21 protein-coding genes are annotated in these 17,255 nt (G+C 67.3%); 6 read left to right on the forward strand and 15 right to left on the reverse strand.

Going from position 1 to position 17,255, the window contains the following annotated elements; all coding sequences use genetic code 11:
- Positions 1 to 23 precede the first annotated feature (23 nt).
- Both Q4F19_RS05610 and Q4F19_RS05615 read right to left on the reverse strand, forming a co-directional pair.
- The gene (locus tag Q4F19_RS05610; protein ID WP_303541011.1) at positions 24 to 2,408 is read right to left on the reverse strand and encodes a ligase-associated DNA damage response DEXH box helicase; all 2,385 of its coding nucleotides are present in this window, start codon (positions 2,406 to 2,408) and stop codon (positions 24 to 26) included.
- A gap of 228 nt (positions 2,409 to 2,636) precedes the next feature.
- On the reverse strand, positions 2,637 to 2,825 hold the full coding sequence (locus tag Q4F19_RS05615) for a hypothetical protein (protein ID WP_303540583.1): 189 nt from the start codon (positions 2,823 to 2,825) through the stop codon (positions 2,637 to 2,639).
- A 94-nt stretch (positions 2,826 to 2,919) separates the two neighbouring features.
- Here Q4F19_RS05615 and Q4F19_RS05620 point away from each other — a divergent pair, with 94 nt between their 5' ends.
- Complete coding sequence (locus tag Q4F19_RS05620) at positions 2,920 to 3,918, forward strand: ligase-associated DNA damage response exonuclease (RefSeq protein ID WP_303540584.1); 999 nt, start codon at positions 2,920 to 2,922, stop codon at positions 3,916 to 3,918.
- A 1-nt stretch (position 3,919) separates the two neighbouring features.
- Here the strand turns inward: Q4F19_RS05620 and Q4F19_RS05625 are convergent, their stop codons facing one another.
- Entirely contained in the window at positions 3,920 to 4,417 is a 498-nt protein-coding gene (locus Q4F19_RS05625; RefSeq protein WP_341850163.1) for a glycoside hydrolase family 19 protein, read from the reverse strand.
- Positions 4,418 to 4,430: 13 nt separating this feature from the next.
- On the opposite strand from Q4F19_RS05625, the gene Q4F19_RS05630 reads away from it, so the two are divergent.
- The 3 genes from Q4F19_RS05630 (at position 4,431) to Q4F19_RS05640 (ending at position 7,307) form a co-directional block, all read left to right on the forward strand.
- The gene (locus tag Q4F19_RS05630; protein ID WP_303540586.1) at positions 4,431 to 4,685 is read left to right on the forward strand and encodes a hypothetical protein; all 255 of its coding nucleotides are present in this window, start codon (positions 4,431 to 4,433) and stop codon (positions 4,683 to 4,685) included.
- A 59-nt stretch (positions 4,686 to 4,744) separates the two neighbouring features.
- Positions 4,745 to 5,686, forward strand: coding sequence for an arginase family protein (locus Q4F19_RS05635; RefSeq protein WP_303540588.1), 942 nt, complete (start codon positions 4,745 to 4,747; stop codon positions 5,684 to 5,686).
- 91 nt (positions 5,687 to 5,777) lie between these two features.
- Positions 5,778 to 7,307, forward strand: coding sequence for a catalase (locus Q4F19_RS05640; protein WP_303540590.1), 1,530 nt, complete (start codon positions 5,778 to 5,780; stop codon positions 7,305 to 7,307).
- Positions 7,308 to 7,397: 90 nt separating this feature from the next.
- Here the strand turns inward: Q4F19_RS05640 and pgmG are convergent, their stop codons facing one another.
- The 3 genes from pgmG to Q4F19_RS05655 are packed head-to-tail and all read right to left on the reverse strand — an operon-like array spanning position 7,398 to position 10,065.
- Entirely contained in the window at positions 7,398 to 8,780 is a 1,383-nt protein-coding gene (gene pgmG, locus Q4F19_RS05645; RefSeq protein ID WP_303540592.1) for a phosphoglucomutase/phosphomannomutase PgmG, read from the reverse strand.
- Positions 8,781 to 8,839: 59 nt separating this feature from the next.
- Positions 8,840 to 9,247 carry a J domain-containing protein gene (locus Q4F19_RS05650; protein WP_303540593.1) on the reverse strand — a complete coding sequence of 136 codons (408 nt, stop codon included), beginning with the start codon at positions 9,245 to 9,247 and terminating at the stop codon, positions 8,840 to 8,842.
- Positions 9,244 to 10,065, reverse strand: coding sequence for a division plane positioning ATPase MipZ (locus Q4F19_RS05655; protein WP_303540595.1), 822 nt, complete (start codon positions 10,063 to 10,065; stop codon positions 9,244 to 9,246). The genes Q4F19_RS05650 and Q4F19_RS05655 overlap by 4 nt, the downstream gene beginning before the upstream one ends.
- Positions 10,066 to 10,194: 129 nt before the next feature.
- On the opposite strand from Q4F19_RS05655, the gene Q4F19_RS05660 reads away from it, so the two are divergent.
- Complete coding sequence (locus Q4F19_RS05660; protein ID WP_303540597.1) at positions 10,195 to 10,476, forward strand: hypothetical protein; 282 nt, start codon at positions 10,195 to 10,197, stop codon at positions 10,474 to 10,476.
- A 123-nt stretch (positions 10,477 to 10,599) separates the two neighbouring features.
- Here Q4F19_RS05660 and Q4F19_RS05665 read toward each other — a convergent pair whose 3' ends face one another.
- From Q4F19_RS05665 to Q4F19_RS05680, 4 genes are read right to left on the reverse strand one after another with little or no spacing between them, the layout of a single operon-like run.
- Complete coding sequence (locus Q4F19_RS05665) at positions 10,600 to 11,709, reverse strand: GNAT family N-acetyltransferase (protein ID WP_303541015.1); 1,110 nt, start codon at positions 11,707 to 11,709, stop codon at positions 10,600 to 10,602.
- A 25-nt stretch (positions 11,710 to 11,734) separates the two neighbouring features.
- Positions 11,735 to 12,193: a RidA family protein gene (locus Q4F19_RS05670; protein WP_303540598.1), complete on the reverse strand. Its 459-nt coding sequence runs from the start codon at positions 12,191 to 12,193 to the stop codon at positions 11,735 to 11,737.
- Between the two features lie 17 nt (positions 12,194 to 12,210).
- The gene (locus Q4F19_RS05675; RefSeq protein ID WP_303540600.1) at positions 12,211 to 12,840 is read right to left on the reverse strand and encodes an HAD family hydrolase; all 630 of its coding nucleotides are present in this window, start codon (positions 12,838 to 12,840) and stop codon (positions 12,211 to 12,213) included.
- Positions 12,837 to 13,139 carry a DUF3572 domain-containing protein gene (locus Q4F19_RS05680; protein ID WP_303540602.1) on the reverse strand — a complete coding sequence of 101 codons (303 nt, stop codon included), beginning with the start codon at positions 13,137 to 13,139 and terminating at the stop codon, positions 12,837 to 12,839. The genes Q4F19_RS05675 and Q4F19_RS05680 overlap by 4 nt, the downstream gene beginning before the upstream one ends.
- 16 nt (positions 13,140 to 13,155) lie before the next feature.
- Here Q4F19_RS05680 and Q4F19_RS05685 point away from each other — a divergent pair, with 16 nt between their 5' ends.
- Complete coding sequence (locus Q4F19_RS05685; RefSeq protein WP_303540603.1) at positions 13,156 to 13,557, forward strand: response regulator; 402 nt, start codon at positions 13,156 to 13,158, stop codon at positions 13,555 to 13,557.
- Between the two features lie 16 nt (positions 13,558 to 13,573).
- On the opposite strand, the gene ribH is transcribed toward Q4F19_RS05685, so the two are convergent.
- The 5 genes from ribH to Q4F19_RS05710 are packed head-to-tail and all read right to left on the reverse strand — an operon-like array spanning position 13,574 to position 17,230.
- On the reverse strand, positions 13,574 to 13,993 hold the full coding sequence (ribH, locus tag Q4F19_RS05690) for a 6,7-dimethyl-8-ribityllumazine synthase (RefSeq protein ID WP_303540604.1): 420 nt from the start codon (positions 13,991 to 13,993) through the stop codon (positions 13,574 to 13,576).
- Positions 13,993 to 15,108 (reverse strand): 3,4-dihydroxy-2-butanone-4-phosphate synthase, encoded by a 1,116-nt coding sequence (gene ribB, locus Q4F19_RS05695; protein WP_303540606.1) that lies wholly within the window; start codon positions 15,106 to 15,108, stop codon positions 13,993 to 13,995. The genes ribH and ribB overlap by 1 nt, the downstream gene beginning before the upstream one ends.
- Positions 15,092 to 15,706 (reverse strand): riboflavin synthase, encoded by a 615-nt coding sequence (locus Q4F19_RS05700; protein ID WP_303540607.1) that lies wholly within the window; start codon positions 15,704 to 15,706, stop codon positions 15,092 to 15,094. Before Q4F19_RS05700 ends, ribB begins: the two co-directional genes overlap by 17 nt.
- Before the next feature lie 13 nt (positions 15,707 to 15,719).
- Positions 15,720 to 16,799, reverse strand: coding sequence for a bifunctional diaminohydroxyphosphoribosylaminopyrimidine deaminase/5-amino-6-(5-phosphoribosylamino)uracil reductase RibD (gene ribD, locus Q4F19_RS05705; protein ID WP_303540608.1), 1,080 nt, complete (start codon positions 16,797 to 16,799; stop codon positions 15,720 to 15,722).
- 17 nt (positions 16,800 to 16,816) lie between these two features.
- Positions 16,817 to 17,230 (reverse strand): hypothetical protein, encoded by a 414-nt coding sequence (locus tag Q4F19_RS05710; RefSeq protein ID WP_303540610.1) that lies wholly within the window; start codon positions 17,228 to 17,230, stop codon positions 16,817 to 16,819.
- Positions 17,231 to 17,255 lie beyond the last annotated feature (25 nt).

Consider the following 17,255-nt stretch of genomic DNA (forward strand, 5'->3'; position numbering starts at 1 on the left):
GTTAACGAAGCGTTGAGCGGAGCTCAGTCGGTCATCGCCTCCGCCGCCAGCGCCTCCGCCTCGATCAGCAGCGCATCCTCGGTCGATCCCGCCGTGACCCGCTCGCGCCCGATCAGCACGAGCACGGGCACCGCGAGCGGCGAGACCTTGGGCAGATCGACATGCAGCATCGTCCCCGCCGCGCGATCGAGCAGATCGGCGAGCCTCCCCACATCGGTCATCCGCGCGCGCGCATCGTCCCACGCCGCGCGCAGCAGCAGATGATCGGGCTCGTACTTGCGCAGCACGTCGTAGATCAGGTCGGTCGAGAAGGTCACCTGCCGCCCGGTCTTGCGCTTGCCGGGATGCTGCCGCTCGACGAGCCCGCCGATCACCGCCACCTCGCGGAAGGCGCGCTTCAGCAAGCTCGATTGCTGGACCCAGTCGACGAACTCATGTTCGAGGATGTCCCTGTCGAACAAGGGCGCGGGGTCTGTCACCGGCTCGAGGCTATAGGTCGCGATCGCATAGTCGCTCGCGACAAAGCCGATCGGTTTGAGCCCCGCCGTCTCCATCCGCCGCGTGATCAGCATGCCGAGCGACTGGTGCGCGTTCCAGCCCTCGAAGCTGTACACCACCATGTAGTGCCGCCCCTCGCGCGGGAAGGTCTCGACGAGCAGTTCGCCGGGCTTGGGCAGCCGCGAGCGCCGCGCCTGCATCTCCAGCCATTCGCGCACGTCGGTCGGGAAGCGCCCCCACTGGCTCGGATCGTCGAAATAACCCCGCACCCGATCGGCGAGATTGGTCGAGATCGGCATGCGCGCGCCGCCATAGGTCGGGATGCGCGCCGGGCGGGAGGTGGCGCGCACGACCAGATCAACGGTGTCCATCCGCTCGACCTCGAGGCTGAGCCCGGCGAAGAAGAAGGTATCGCCGGGCGAGAGCGTCGCGGCGAACCCCTCCTCCACCTTTCCCAGGCCCCGCCCGTTCTTGAAGCGCACCGTCAGCATCGTCGCCTCGACGATGATCCCGGCGTTCATCCGATATTGGGCGACGAACTGCGGATGGCTCACCCGCCACATCCCGTCCTCGCCCTTCGTCAGCCGCTTGAAGCGGTCATAGGCCTTCAGCGCATAGCCGCCGGTGGCGATGAACTGCAGCACCTGGGCGAAGATGTCCTCGGCCAGCGCGCTGTATGGCAAGGCCGAGCGCACCTCGGCGAGCATCGCCTCCTCCGTGAAGGGTCCGGCGCAGGCGCAGCTCATCACATGCTGGGCGAGCACATCGAGCGCGCCGGCGCGAAACACCTCATGATCCAGCTCGTTCGCCTCGACCGCGTCCAGAGCCGCGCGCGCCTCCAGATATTCGAAGCGGTTGCCCGGCACGATCACCGCCTCGGAGGCTTCCTCCAGCCGGTGATTGGCGCGCCCGATGCGCTGGAGCAGGCGCGACGATCCCTTGGGCGCGCCCATCTGGATGACGAGATCGACATCACCCCAGTCGACTCCGAGATCGAGGCTCGCCGTCGCCACCAGCGCGCGCAGCCGTCCCGCCGCCATCGCCCCCTCCACCTTGCGCCGCGCCTCGATCGAGAGGCTGCCATGGTGGATGCCGATCGGCAGCTTCATCTCGTTGACCGCCCACAGATCCTGGAAGATCAGCTCGGCCAGGCTGCGCGTGTTGCAGAAGATGATCGTCGTGCGGTGCGTCTCGATCTCGGCCATCACCTGCGCGGCCGCATAGCGCCCCGAATGGCCCGACCAGGGCACGCGATCCTCGGGCAGCAGGATCGCGAGATTGGGCTCCGCGCCCGGATCGCCGATCACTTGGGTCACCGCATCGATATCGCCGTCGGGCGCGAGCCACGCAGCATATTGATCGGGATCGGCGACCGTCGCCGACAGCGCGACGCGCCGCATGTTCGGCGAGAGCGCCTGCAATCGCGCCATGCACAACGACAGCAGATCACCGCGCTTGCCCCCGGCAAAGGCATGAACCTCGTCGACGACGATCGTCGAAAGGTCGGCGAACATGAAGGCCGCGTCCGGGTGGCTGATCAGCAGGCTCAGCGATTCGGGCGTCGTCAGCAGCATGTGCGGCGGCTTGGCGCGCTGGCGCGCCTTGCGGTCGGAGGGCGTATCGCCGGTCCGCGTCTCGACGCGGATATCGAGCCCCATCTCGCCGATCGGATCGAGCAGATTGCGCTGCACGTCGATCGCCAGCGCCTTCAACGGCGAGACATAGAGCGTGTGAAGCCGGTCGATCGGCTGTTCCGCCAGCTCGACGAGGCTCGGAAGAAAGCCCGCCATCGTCTTGCCCGAACCCGTCGGCGCAATCAGCAGCGCATGCTGCCCGGCCTGTGCCGCGGCGAGCATCTCGCGCTGATGCCGGCGCGGCGCCCAGCCCCGCGTCGCGAACCAGTCGGCGATCGCGCGCGGCAGATCCTCCCCGGCACGGGAAGGGGGACCATCCGCAGGATGGTGGAGAGGGGGCGCCGGCGGGGTCACCCTCTCAAGCTAAGGGCATGGCAGCGTAATTACGACCGACGCTTCCATCGGCGATGCCGTGCTCCGGCGCAGGCCGGAGTGCTGGACGCAAGCGACGCACTTTACGCTCCAGCATTCCGGCCTGCGCCGGAATATGGCGGTGTCCGCCAATCAGAACCGCCCCATATCCGGATCCGTCACCTTATCCTGCCGATCGATGCTCCGGTTGAGCGCGCGCGTCGCCTCTTCGGTGCGTCGCATGTCGGCTGCCGTGCGCCGCTTGTTCATGAGCGTCGCCCAGAGCAGGACGATGGCGAGAATGAAGCCGCCGATCGCGGCGACCGTACCGATGCCTTCCATGACTCTCTCCTCTCCCTGCCGGATCAACGAAGCAGCAAGCCCCGGTATCCGGGCGCGGTGGAACTGCGGGCCTCCACACCCATTTGATCAGCGAATGCCCCGCATCGGCGCCTGGATCGAACCGCACCCGCAGGGGCTGTATCTGCCGTCGGCCGACGCGTGGATCGATCCCTCGACGCCGCAGGAACGCGCGCTCGTCACGCATGGCCATGCCGATCATGCGCGCGGCGGTCATGGCAGCGTGCTCGCCACCCCCGAGACGCTCGCGATCATGGACACGCGCTACGGCGCGCAGAACGGCCAGCCGATCGCTTATGGCGAGAGTATCCGGCTCGGCGACATCGACGTGAGCTTCGTCCCCGCCGGCCATGTCCTCGGCTCCGCGCAGATCGTGCTGGAGCGCGGGGCCGAGCGGATCGTCGTCTCGGGCGATTACAAGCGCCGCCCCGATCCCACCTGCCCGCCGTTCGAGCCCGTCCCCTGCGACATCTTCATCACCGAGGCGACGTTCGGCCTGCCCGTCTTCCGCCACCCCGACACGAGCGCGGAGATCGATCGCCTGCTCGCCGCACTTCACGCCAATCCCGATCGCTGCGTGCTCGTCGGCGCCTATGCGCTGGGCAAGGCGCAACGGCTGATCATGGAATTGCGCGGGCGCGGCCACGATGCGCCGATCTACATTCACGGCGCCATGCAGCGATTGTGCGATCTCTATATCGAGCTCGGCGTGCCGCTCGGCGAGCTGCGCCTCGCCACGGGCATCAAGGCCGCCGAGATGAAGGGCCATGTCGTCGTCTCTCCGCCCTCGGCGCTCAACGATCGCTGGTCGCGCCGCCTGCCCGATCCAATCACGGCGATGGCCTCGGGCTGGATGCGCGTCCGCCAGCGCGCCGTGCAGAAGAATGTCGAGCTCCCCCTCGTCGTCTCGGACCATGCCGACTGGGACGAGCTGACCGACACGATCGCCGAGATCGGTCCCTCCGAAGTCTGGGTCACGCACGGCCGCGAGGAGGCGCTCGTCCACTGGTGCATGACCCGCCAGATCAAGGCCAAGGCGCTCGATCTCGTCGGTTTCGAGGACGAGGACGACTGACTCAGGCGAGCACGCCCAGCAGCCGCGCCCGCCGCGCCGCCACGTCGGCCAGTCCGATCGGCGCGACCTTCGGCGTCCGCGAACCACAATTGGTCAGCCCGCGCGCACCGAAATAATCGCCGGCGTCGCAGCATGCGTTGACCCCCGCCCGTGTCCAGAAATCGAGCGCGATGTGCAGCGATACGGCCGGATCCGCCGCTAGCTCCGGATGCGCGACAAGATCGATTCCCAGCCGCGCGCCCGCCGCCCGATAATTGTTGCGGAAGGTCAGCTGCAACATGCCCCGCCCGCGATAGCGCCAGCCGTCGCCGGGGGCGACATTGCCCTCCGCCGGCCGCGCATAGACGCTGTTCGCTATCGCCTCGGGCTTGCCCGCCAGCGCCGCCGCTCTGGCATTGGGACGCTTGGTCGGGGCCTTGGGATCGAGCGCGAAGCGTCCCGGCCAGGTCCGCGCGAGCCCCCGCCGCCGAATAGCGCAGATTCTCCTCGAAGCACCGATAGCCGCCCGTCTCGTGCGCGGTCTGCGCGACGAACTCCGCCAGCCGCGCGGGCGTGGTCATTCCGTAGCGCGCCAGATGTTCGGCACCGGCGGCACCGATCGCCGTCAGCACCGCATCGGGCGGCCGCTCGGCCGCAAAGGCAAACAAGGCGGTGTAAAAGCCGGAACCGCCTTTTTCACCAGCGGGATAGCCCAATGCCGCCAGCGTGCGGCCGCTCATGTCGAATCGGATCATCCCGATGATGTGCCGAACCGGATCCTACATTGATCCAACAATCGCGCAGAACCGACGCGGAACCGCCGACGCTTTCGAAACGTCTCGGCGGGATGACCGAAACCTCCGCCACCAGCCCCGCCGCCAAGAATTTCGTCGGCCTCCCCTCGGCCGATCTCGATGCGCTGGCCGGCGCCAGGGTGGTCGTCCTCGGCGCGTCCGAAGCCTCGCCTTATGTAGCGGGCGAGCGCAGCCACTCGGCCGACGGTCCGGCGATGCTCCGCAAGGCATCGGCGCAGTTCGGCGCGTCGCTCGGCCAATATGATTTCGACGTCGACGCCACGATCTTCCCAGACAAGGACGACAAACGCGGCTGCGTCGATGCCGGCGACGTCCCGACGAGCGCCTGGGAGAGCGAGGCCAATCGCGAGCGCATCCGCGCCGCCGTCGCCAAGATCCTCGAGGCCGGCGCCGTGCCGATCGTGCTGGGCGGCGATGATTCGGTGCCGATCCCGGTCATCGCGGCCTATGAAGGCCATGGCCCGATCACGATCCTGCAGGTCGACGCGCATGTCGATTGGGCCGATGTGCTGAAGGGCAATCCCTACGGCTATGGCTCGACGATGCGCCGCGCGTCCGAATGCCCGGCGGTGACCGCGATGGTCCAGGTCGGCATCCGCGGCCTGGGCTCGGGCGAAGCTTGGCAGCATGACGATGCGCGCGCCTTCGGCTCGAAGCTCGTCTCCAGCTATGCGTTGCACGAACAGGGCCCCGCCGCGGTCCTCGACCATATCGAGCCCGGCGCGCGCGTCTTCCTGTCGATCGATTGCGACGGGATCGACCCCGCCGTCCTGCCGGCGGTCAACATGCCGACGCCGGGCGGGCTGACCTATGAGGACATGGTCCGCATCCTGCGCGGGGTGGCCGCCAAGGCCGAGATCGCCGGCCTCGCGCTCGTCGAATATGTCCCCTCGCGCGACGATCGCCACCAGCTTTCGGGCCTTGTCGCCGCCCGGCTCGCTGCCGTGACGATGGGGCTCGTGCTCGGACGTTAAAATCGTATCCCTCGATATCTCACACCGATTTTTGCCATTGGATCGATCAATCGCGTCCCGGCACTGATCGCGCAGCAGATGGAGAGACGCGATGAGTGACCCCCGCAACCGCAAGACGCTGACGACGACCGCAGGCGCCCCGATCGGCGACAATCAGAATGCGATGACGGTCGGCGAGCGCGGGCCGCTCCTGCTCCAGGATTATCAGCTGATCGAGAAGCTGACGCATCAGAATCGCGAACGGATCCCCGAGCGCGTCGTCCATGCCAAGGGCTGGGGCGCGCATGGCACGCTCAGGATCACCTCGACCGAGGTCACCCGATACACCAACGCCAAGCTGTTCGACGAAGTCGGCAAGGAGACTCCGCTCTTCCTGCGCTTCTCCACCGTCGCCGGCGAACAGGGCGCGGCCGATGCCGAGCGCGACGTGCGCGGCTTCTCGATCAAATTCTATACCGAAGACGGCAATTGGGATCTGGTCGGCAACAACACGCCCGTCTTCTTCGTGCGTGATCCGTACAAATTCCCGGACTTCATCCGCACGCAGAAGCGCCATCCGCGCACCAATCTGCGCTCGCCGACGGCGATGTGGGATTTCTGGTCGCTCTCACCCGAAAGCCTCCACCAGATCACGATCCTCTTCTCGGATCGCGGCCTGCCGGTCGGCCCGCAATATCTGAACGGCTATGGCAGCCACACCTTTTCGTTCTGGAACGATGCGGGCGAGCGCTACTGGGTCAAGTTCCACTTCAAGACCCAGCAGGGCCACAAATTCTACACGAACGACGAGGCCGGCGAGATCATCGGCAAGAGCCGCGAGAGCTATCAGGAGGAGCTCTACACCGCGATCCACACCGGCCATTTCCCGAAATGGACGATGTACGTCCAGATCATGACGATCGAGCAGGCCGAACAGACCGACTTCAACCCGTTCGATCTGACCAAGGTGTGGCCGCATGCCGATTTCCCGCTGATCGAGGTCGGCGAGCTCGAGCTCAACCGCAATCCGGAAAATTATTTCGCCGAGGTCGAGCAGATCGCGATGAGCCCGTCCAACGTGGTCAAGGGCATCAGCTTCTCGCCCGACAAGATGCTCCAGGCGCGGATCTTCTCTTATGCCGATGCGCATCGCTATCGCCTCGGCACGCATTACGAGGCGCTGCCGATCAACCAGCCCAAGTCGCCGGTGAACCATTATCACAAGGATGGGCTGCTCCGCTTCTTCGCCGACAACGGCAATCCGGAGGCTTATTACGAGCCGAACAGCTTCGATGGCCCGGCCGAGGACCCGTCCTATCTCGAGCCGCCGCTGCCCGTGAACGGCGTCGCCAAGCGCTATAATCACCGCGAGAATAACGAGGATTTCAAGCAGCCGCGCGCGCTGTGGGCGATGTTCGACGAGGGCCAGAAGGGCCGGCTCTACGCCAATCTGGCGGCCGCGATGCACGGCATCCCGCAATTCATCATCGATCGCCAACTCGGCCATTTCGAGCAGATCGATCCCGCTTATGCGCAGGGCGTCCGCGATGCGCTCGCCCACATGGATAAGGCGCACGAGAAGCAGGAAACGCAGAAGGACGTGGATCGCATGGCGCTGCCCCAGAGCGAGGGCCCGCGCTGATCGGCTGAACGAGGTTCGGCGAATGGCCCCCACCCATTCGTCGACAGTCGCCGGGCGGGAGCCGCAACCCGCCCGGCGGCATTCACGATATCAATGGCCCGCTTGCGGACCCCGCTCGAGGCCCGAGAGCGCGAGCTGCTCGTCGATCTGCGCCATCAGCCGGTCGAGACCCGCCTGGTCCTTCGCCTCGGCGCGCGCGACGAGCACGTCCTGCGTGTTCGAGGCGCGCAGCAGCCACCAGCCGTCCGGCGTATTGACGCGCGCGCCGTCGGTCCGGTTGACGTCGGCGCCCGACGTCTCCAGCCGATCGAGCACCTCGTCGACCACCGCGAACTTGCGGCTCTCGTCGACCTGGAAGCGCATCTCGGGCGTGTTGACCAGTTCCGGCATCGCCCCCTTGAGCTCCGTCAGCGTCTTGCCCGACATCCGCACCGCGCCGAGCAGGCGGACCGCCGCGTAGAGCGCGTCGTCGAAGCCATACCATTCGTGGCGGAAGAAGATGTGGCCGGACATCTCGCCTGCGAGCGGGCTGTCCGTCTCCTTCATCTTGACCTTGATGAGGCTGTGGCCGGTCTTCCACATGAGCGGCTCGCCGCCCAGTTCCGCGATCCGGTCGTAGAGCATCTGGCTCGCCTTCACGTCGGCGATGATCGTGCTGCCGGGCAGCGCCTTCAGCACCGGCTCGGCCAGGATCGACAGGATCTGGTCGCCCCAGACGACGCGGCCGAGCCCGTCGATCGCGCCGATCCGGTCGGCATCGCCGTCGAAGGCGATCCCGAAATCGAGCCCCTTCTCGGCGACGAGCGCCTTCAGGTCCGCGAGATTCTTTTCCTCGGTCGGATCGGGATGGTGGTTGGGGAAGCTGCCGTCGATCTCGGTGTAGAGCAGATGATGCTCGCCCGGCAGCTTCTCGACGAGCTTCTCCAGGATGCGCCCGCCCGAGCCGTTGCCATTGTCCCAGCCGATCCGGAACGCGCCGCCCGCATAGCCGGCCATCAGGCGATCGACATACAGATCCTCGACGAAGGCATCGGTGACGTCGCCCGTGCCCTCGTCCCAGTCGCCCTCTTCGGCCATCTTGCCGATCGACTGGATGTCCTGCCCGAAGAAGGGCTTGTGCTGGATGACCATCTTGAAGCCGTTATATTCGGCCGGATTGTGGCTGCCCGTGATCTGGACGCCGCCGTCCACCTCCAAGGTCGCCTCGGCATAATAGAGCATCGGCGTCGGCCCGAGCCCGGTGCGGACGACATCGACGCCGCTGTCGGTGAGACCCCGGATCAGCTCGTCGCGCAGGCTTTCGGACGAGACGCGCCCGTCCCAGCCCACCGCCACGCGCGTACCGCCGGCGCGGCGGATGTGGGTCGCGAAGCCGCGCCCGATCGCATAGGCGTCCTCTGTCCCCAGCGTCTTTCCGACAACGCCGCGAATGTCATATTCGCGCAGAGAAGTAGGGTCGAAGCGATGCGTCATGGATCCTCCTGGAGGGCGTCAGGCCGGAATCGGCCGCGCGTTAATCGCCATAGTAACGTTTATCGTTTCACATCCGTTGCGAGCAGCGCATCGCGCGCCTGATTTATTTCGGTGGCAAGATGCGCCGAGCCGCCCACGTCGGGGTGGACGCGCTGGATCAGCCGGCGATGCGCGGCGCGGATCTCCTCGGCGCTGGCGCCGCGGCCGACATCGAGGAGCGCCCGCGCCCGGTCCGTCGACATGCCGCTTTCGGCCGCGCCGCCGCCGCGCTTGCGGAACCACAGCCACCAGCCCGCCCCGCCGATCGCGACGAGCGCGGGCAGCGCCTCGCCCCGGCTGAACAGGCGCATGCCGATCAGCGCCGCGACGACCGCGGCGACATCGCCGAAGCGCAACGTCTTCCAGTCCCGCGTCTTCCACGCCCAATAGGCGATCCCTGCCGCCGCGAGGAGCAGGAGGCCCATCATGCGGGCTCGGCGACCTTTTCGGCGGGCTCCAGCACAGGCAGCTGCAGGCCGGCGATCAGCTCGCGCAGCTCCTGCCGCGCGGCGATATGCGCCATGCCCGCCTCCTGGCCGATCGCGCCGAGGTCGAGCAGGGTCAGTCCCTTGGGGAAGAGCTCGCGATAGATGACGCGCTCGGACAGGCCCGGGATCGTGCGGAAGCCGACGCGCTTGGACAATTCGCCCAAAGCCGCCGCGACGCGCTTCATGTTGCGCGCTTCCAGATGCTGGAGGCGGTTGCGCAGCACGATCCAGTCGACCGTCGCGCCGTCCGCCTTCGCACGCGCCTTGCGCGCATCCCAGACGATCTCGGCATAAAAGCTCGGCCGCGTGACCTTGAACGTCTCGGGGTGGACCTGCCCGATCAGGTCGAGATCGACGAAACTGTCGTTGATCGGCGTCACCAGCGTATCGGCCGAGGAGATCGCGGTGCGGACATGTTCGTTGTCGTTGCCGGGCGTATCGACGACGATGACGTCCATGCCCTCGGCAAGCGCGTCGATCCGCTCGGCGACGGGCACGCCCTTGGCGGCGTCGAACGTCTCGTAGCGCACCGTCGCCAGTTCGCGATCGAGCGTCTTGGCCATCGCCGCGCGATTGTCGAGATAGCGGCCCAGCGTCCGCTGGCGCGTGTCCATGTCGAGCGCCGCTACCTTGCGGCCCGCGCTGGCGAGCGCGATCGCGACATGGACGGCGCTGGTGGATTTGCCGGATCCGCCCTTTTCGTTGGCGAAGACGATGCGATGTGCGGCCACGGAAGCGCTCTTACCCTCTTGGAACATGGGCCGTGGGTCTAGGCGATGCCCATCCGCGCGGCAACGGACTCCGAAAAAGCGTCACAGCGCCCCTCAAGGTTCACGAAGCGTTGTCGTTAATGAGCAGGAAGGCAGTTGCGTAAAGGGATGGTGGGCATGAGCAATCTTTTCGGAGTGAACGGCGCCGAAGGCGTCCGGACCGCGAGCAGCGCGGAAGCCGCATTCGATCTCGGCATGGCCTATTCCAGCGGCAGTGACGGCCTGCCGCTCGATCTGGTCCAGGCGCATCGCTGGCTCAACGTGGCGGCCTTGTGCGGCTATCGCCCGGCTCTGGCCTGGCGCGCCGAGATCGCGGCCGAAATGGAAGGGCGCGAGATCGTCGAGGCCCAGCGCCTCGCCCGCGCCACGATTACGCAGATCGAACGCAAGGCGGCCTGATCCCCGATTGGCCGTTCGGTTCGAGCAGTATCGAGCGAAGCCGAGATACGTCCGTCGAGAACCGTCTCGATTACGATCTCGACGGTGCTCGATCTCCGCTCGAAGCAAACGACATGGGATCGCCTACCCCTTCCGGAACGGCAGCTCTTCGGCGAGCGCCTCGACGTTGCGCTCGATCGCCGCGCGCTCCTGCGCCAGATAATCGTCCACCGCGCGCCGGAAGCCCGCATCCGGGATGAAGTGCGCGGACCAGGTCAGCGTCGGCTCATAGCCTCGCGCCAGTTTGTGATCGCCCTGCGCCCCTGCCTCGACCGTCTTCAGCCCGCGCGCGATCGCGGCATCGATCGCCTGATAATAGCACAGCTCGAAATGGAGGCACGGCACCTCCTCGATGCACCCCCAATAGCGCCCGTACAGCGTCTCGCGGCCGACGAGATTGAGCGCGCCCGCGATCGGCTGGCCATTCCGCAGCGCCAGCATCAGGATCACCTTGTCGCCCATCCGCTCGCCGAGCAGCGAGAAGAACGACCGCGTCAGATAGGGCGTGCCCCACTTCCGCGCGCCCGTATCCTGGTAGAAGCGCCAGAAGGCATCCCAATGCCGCTCCTCGATCTCGCGCCCGGTCAGATGGACGAAGTCGAGGCCCTCGCGCGCGGTCGCACGCTCCTTGCGGATGCCTTTGCGCTTGCGCGATGCGAGCGCGCCCAGGAAATCGTCGAAGTCGCCATAGCCCTGATTGGCCCAATGGAACTGCGTATCGGTGCGGATCAGCCAGCCCGCCGCCTCGAACAGCGGCACCTGCTCCGGCGCGAGGAAGGTCGCATGCGCCGACGACAGATCGTTCTGGACGACGACGCTCTCCGCCGCCGCGATCAGCGCCGCCGCGAGGCTTTCGTCGCGCAGCAGCAGCCGCGGCCCGGGCACGGGCGAGAAGGGTACCGCGATCTGCAGCTTGGGATAATATTGCCCGCCCGCGCGCTGCCAGGCGTCCGCCCAGCCGTGATCGAACACATATTCGCCGCGGCTGTGCGTCTTGGCATAAGCCGGCAGGATTGCCGCCGGCCGCCCCTGCGCATCGTCGATCGCGATCGGCACGGGCTGCCAGCCGGTCCGCGCGACCGCGCTGCCCGAATCCTCGAGCGCGGACAGGAAAGCGTGGCTGACGAACGGATTGTCGTCGCCCGCGCAGGCATCCCAGTCGGGCTGCGAGAAGGCGGCGATCCCGCCCGCCATCCGCGCCACGACCTCGCTCACGCGATCAGGCCCGGACGGCGAAGATCGCGTCGATTTCGACCACCGCGCCCAGCGGCAAAACGGGCACACCCACCGCGCTGCGCGCATGCTTGCCGGGCTCGCCGAACACCGCGACCATCAGCTCGGACGCGCCGTTCGCCACCTTCGGCTGCGCGCTGAAGGTCGGCGCCGAATTCACGAACACGCCGAGCTTCACGACCCGCTCGACCTTGTCGAGCGATCCCAGGGCTGCCTTCACCTGCGCCAGCAGCATCAGCCCGCAGCGTTCCGCCGCCAGCGTGCCATAGGCCTCGTCGCGATCCTCGCCGCAGCGGCCCGCCATCAGCGCGCCGTCGCGAAACGGCAATTGTCCGGAGACATGCAGCAGCCCGCCGGCCAGCACGGTCGGCACATAGGCCGCCACGGGGGCGGCCGCCTGCGGCAGCTCATGGCCGAGTTCGGCCAGCCGATCGTCGATGCTCATCCGTTCATCATCCTCATTCAGGCCGCAACCGTCTCGCCCTGGAAACGCGCCAGGACCCAAACGACCGCTTCGGCCCAGTCGTCGATCCGCGCATGCGCATCGGGCGCAGGGCCGACCTGCGCGGCGATCTCGGGCTCTGCGATCATGTGCAGGCGGAACACGTCGGGCGTGGCCTTCGCCACCGCCGCGTGATGCACCGCCAGATCGTCGACGAACACCGCCACCGACGGGCGATATTCCGCGACCAGTCGTGCGACGGGATCGCCCTTCGATCCCATGCCGTTGCAGATCACGCGATGCTCGATCCCGAAGCGCGCGAGCTGATCGACCCGGCCGGTCAGCGATTCCTCGCCGAGATTGGTGAGGACGACGATGTCGGCGACGTCGGCGATCCGCTCCAGCGCTTCCCGCGCATGCGGCACGAGCGTCTGGCGCGTCATCTCGGTCCGGAAGAAACCGTCGAGCAAAGTCCACATCTCGCTGTCTGCGAGCAAAGACCCGTCCGATTGCCGTCGCGCGGCCTTCGTGAAGAAGCCGCCGTCGGGGCGGAAATCGATCGCATGCGCCTCGTCCAGCCACGCGGTCATGTGCCGCACCATATGCAGCAGCACTTCGTCGCAATCGGTGATGAGCAAGGGCCGGCTCATGCCTGCAACTCGCGCGCCGCCGCCTGGATCGACTCGGGTGCCAATTCCAGCGCCTCGGCGCACGAAATCAGGTCGCTTTCATGCCCCGCGAGGAAGGCGACGACGGCGGCGTGCAGCGAGGGTTCGGAAATTCGTGCCCGGAGATTTTCGGGCTCCAGCCCAGTTAGCGCCAAAAACCGCGAAGCCCGGTCCGCATCGCCCAAAATCCAGCCGAGCGCGCGCAACGCAATGGTTGGCGCGTCGTTCCCGCCATGCAAGACTTGGGATCGTTTCGCCGTCGTGATCGTTTTGTCGCGCATAGAGTGTGAGGGTTCCGTGGCGAAGAAAGTGCTCGTTGTCGAGGATAACGAACTCAATCTGAAGCTGTTCTGCGATCTTTTGCGGGCGCATCATTTTGTGACGGAACCGGTGCCCGACGGGCGCGAGGCGATCGATCGCGCGCGCCATTTCGCGCCCGATCTCATCGTCATGGACATCCAGCTGCCCCACGTCAGCGGCATCGAGCTGATCGAACTGCTGAAGCGCGACGCGGCGCTCGCCGCCATCCCGGTCATGGCCGTCACCGCTTATGCCGCCAAGGGCGACGAGGAGCGCATCCGCGCGGCGGGCGCGGAGGGCTATATCTCGAAGCCGGTGACCGTCAGCAATTTCATGGCCGCCGTGCGCAAGCTGATCGGCCACGATCCGGAAGCCGTCCCCGATCATCGGGCCGCATAAGCAGGCTCCGGCCGGCTTAGCTGAACTGCTCTTTCAGCGTCAGCATCGCGATCGCGGCCTGCGCGGCCTCGCCGCCCTTGTTCTTCTCGGTCATCCGCGCGCGCGCCAGCGCCTGCGCCTCATTCTCCACCGTCAGGATGCCGTTGCCGATCGGCATGCCGTCCAGCGTCAGCGCCATCAGCCCGCGCGCGCTCTCGTTCGAGACCACTTCGAAATGATAGGTCTCGCCGCGGATGATCACGCCCAGGGCGACGAAGCCGTCATAGCGCCCCGTCTCCGCCGCCATCGCGATCGCCGCGGGCACTTCCAGAGCGCCCGGCACGGTCACCGTCTCGTGGCTGTGGCCCGCCGCCTCGATCGCGGTGCGCGCGCCCTCCAGCAGCAGGTCGTTCAGGTGCGTGTAGAAGCGCGCCTCGACGATCAGGAACGACGCCATCAGAAGGTCTCCGGAATGGGCCGCTCGCCGACGACGTTGATGCCATAACCCTCGATCGCGACGATGTTGCGATGCGCGTTCGAGAGCAGTTCGATATCGTGGACGCCGAGGTCCGCCAGGATCTGCGCGCCGATCCCGTAGCTGCGCAGGTCCATCTCGTCGCCCCCGTCGGCGACGCGCGCGGTCGGCTCGGGCCGGTTGGCCAGCAGCACGATCACGCCGGCGCCCTCGCGGCCGATCTCGGCCATGGCGCGCTGCAGCAGCCGCTTGCGCCCGCCCTGCTGGCCCAGCATGTCATCCAGCACCGAGATGGCGTGGACCCGGCACAGGGTCGGCTGGCCGTCGATCACGCGGCCCTTCTGCAGCACCATATGGTGCGCGCCGTCGGTCTTGTCGCGATAGGTGAGCAGCTTCCAGTCGCCGCCATAATCGGAGACGAAAGGCGCCTCCTCGATCTTCTCGACGAGATGATCGTAGCGGCGGCGATAGGCGATCAGGTCGCGGATCGTCCCGATCTTGAGCGCGTGGCGCTGCGCGAAGGCGACGAGGTCGTCGAGGCGGGACATCGTCCCGTCCTCGTTCATCACCTCGCAGATCACGCCCGAGGGATTGAGCCCCGCCAGTCGCGAGACGTCCACCGCCGCCTCGGTATGCCCGGCGCGCACCAGCACGCCGCCGGGGCGCGCGACGAGCGGAAAGACATGGCCCGGCGTCACGATCTCGTCCGGGCCGTTGCTGGCATCGGTGGCGACCGCGATCGTCCGCGCGCGATCCGCCGCCGAAATGCCGGTGGTGACGCCATGCCGCGCCTCGATCGAGACGGTGAAGGCGGTCTCGTGGCGCGTGCCGTTGTTGCGGCTCATCAGCGGCAGCCCGAGCTGGTCGACCCGCTCCTTCGCCAGCGCGAGGCAGATCAGCCCGCGGCCGTGCTTCGCCATGAAATTGATCGCGTCGGGGGTCGCCATCTGCGCCGGGATGATGAGATCGCCCTCATTCTCGCGATCCTCGTCGTCGACGAGGATGTACATCCGGCCGTTGCGCGCCTCGTCGATAATCTCTTCGGGCGAAGACAGGAAAGCGTGGCGCAGCCGCGCGATCTCAGCGTTTGCGGGCATGGTTCAATTCCTCCATCCGGCCGAGATAGCGCGCGAGCACATCGATCTCGATGTTGAGCGCGCGGCCGGGCTGCAATGTCTCGAAAGTCGTCATCTCGGCGGTGTGCGGGATGATGTTGAGGCCGATGATCGAGCCGTCGGGCGTGTCATCGACGGTGTTGACCGTCAGCGAGATCCCGTCGAGCGCGACCGATCCCTTGGCGGCGAGATAGCCCGCCAGATCGTCGGGCACCCTGACCTTGAGCGCGATCGAGCCGCCGACCGGATCGGCGGAGACGATCATGCCCACGCCATCGACATGGCCGGTCACGATATGCCCGCCCAGCTCGTCGCCGACGCGCAAGGCGCGCTCCAGGTTGATCTTCTGGCCCTCCGCCCAGACCGCGCCGGCGGTCCGCGCGACGGTCTCGCCGCTGACGTCGACCGCGAACCAGCCCGGCCCCTTGTCGACGACCGTCAGGCAAGCGCCCGAGCAGGCGATCGACGCGCCGAGATCGATCGAGGCCGTGTCGTAACGCGTGCCGATGCGGACACGCAGATCGCCCTTTTGCTCGATCGCGTCGACCGTGCCGATGTCGGTGATGATGCCGGTGAACATGATTCAGCAATCTCTAGTGGCGGACGCGCTCGTAGACTTCGAGCCGGTCGCTGCCAAGCATCCGCCCATCGACCATCCGCCACCGTTCGTGCGCGTCCGCCAGATCGCCGAGCCCGATGTCGCCGAGCGCCGCCTTGCCCGCCCCGATCAGGATCGGCGCGCGATAGAGAAGCAGCCGATCGACGAGATCGGCGCGCAGGAACGAAGCCGCCGTTTGCGCCCCGCCCTCGACGAACAGGTGATCGACGCCGGTAAGCGAGGCGATGTCGGCGAGCGCGCCGAGGATCTCGCCTCCCCCGCGCAAGCGGGCATCCAAACTGTCTTCTCCGCGTCTCTGCGTCTCTGCGTGAACCAAATTTTCTTTCATGCGGAGACGCGGAGACGCGGAGAGAAGAGAAGAAGCGCCTCCGGCATGATCCCCGCTGTCGCGGGAATGAGTGGAAGAAAGGAGGATGCGCCGCGGGCTCCGTGCCTCCAGCCCCGCCAGCCGCACGTCGAGCCGCGGCGCATCCGCCTCCCACGTTCCACGCCCGACGAGGATCGCCTCGTGCCGGCTCCGCTCCAGATGGACATGCGCGCGCGCCGCCTCCCCGGTGATCCAGCGGCTCGATCCGTCCGCGAGCGCGATCTGCCCATCGAGCGACGTCGCCAGCTTCAGTGTCACGAGCGGCCGCCCGAGCGCGCGCCGCGTCAGGAACCCCGCCATCGCCCGCCGCGCGTGCTCGGCCAGCAGACCGGTCTCGACCACGATCCCCGCTGCGCGCAGCCGCGCAAATCCTTCGCCCGCCGTGCGCGGATCGGGATCCTCGATCGCCGCGACGACCCGCGCCGGCCCCGCCGCGATCAGACCATCGGCACAGGCCGGACCGCGCGGGCTCTCATGCGCGCAGGGCTCCAGCGTCACATAGACCGTCGCGCCTTGCGCCGCCGCGCCCGCCTGCGCCAGCGCCATCGCCTCGGCATGCGGCCGTCCACCCGGCTGGGTCCAGCCGCGCCCGACGACGCGTCCGTCCGCCACGATCACGCAGCCGACATTGGGATTGGGCGCGGTCCGCCCCCGCCCGCGCTCGGACAGCGCGAGCGCCGCGGCCATCCATCTTGCGTCGGGCGTCAAAGCCCCCAGCGGGTCATCGCATCGTCGACCTTCTGGAACTGGCGACGCTTCTCGGCCTTGTAGGTATCGACCACCTTCTGATCGATCTTCTGCTGCTTGATAATCTCCGCATCGGTGCGGTTCGCGGACCAGTCCGCCGCGTAGATCGTCGAGGCGCCGGGCAGCACGCCGTGGCGCGATTCGAGGACGAAGCCGGTGATGATGATCGATGTCATCCCCACCGCCATCGCGCCGAACACCAGCTTGTGGCGCCGGCCCACGGAGAAAAGGCCGCGCAGATCGGCAAGCAGCTCTTTCGGCGGCGCAGGACGAGGAAAATAACCCATGCGCGCCAAGATAAGCGGTTGGCAGCGCAGATGCCAGCCCGCGCAGATCCTCCCCGGCACGGGGAGGGGGACCATGCGCAGCATGGTGGACGGGGCTCCGCACCAGCGC

The sequence above is a fragment of the Sphingomonas natans genome (assembly GCF_030546695.1).
Lineage (GTDB): Bacteria > Pseudomonadota > Alphaproteobacteria > Sphingomonadales > Sphingomonadaceae > Sphingomonas_I > Sphingomonas_I natans.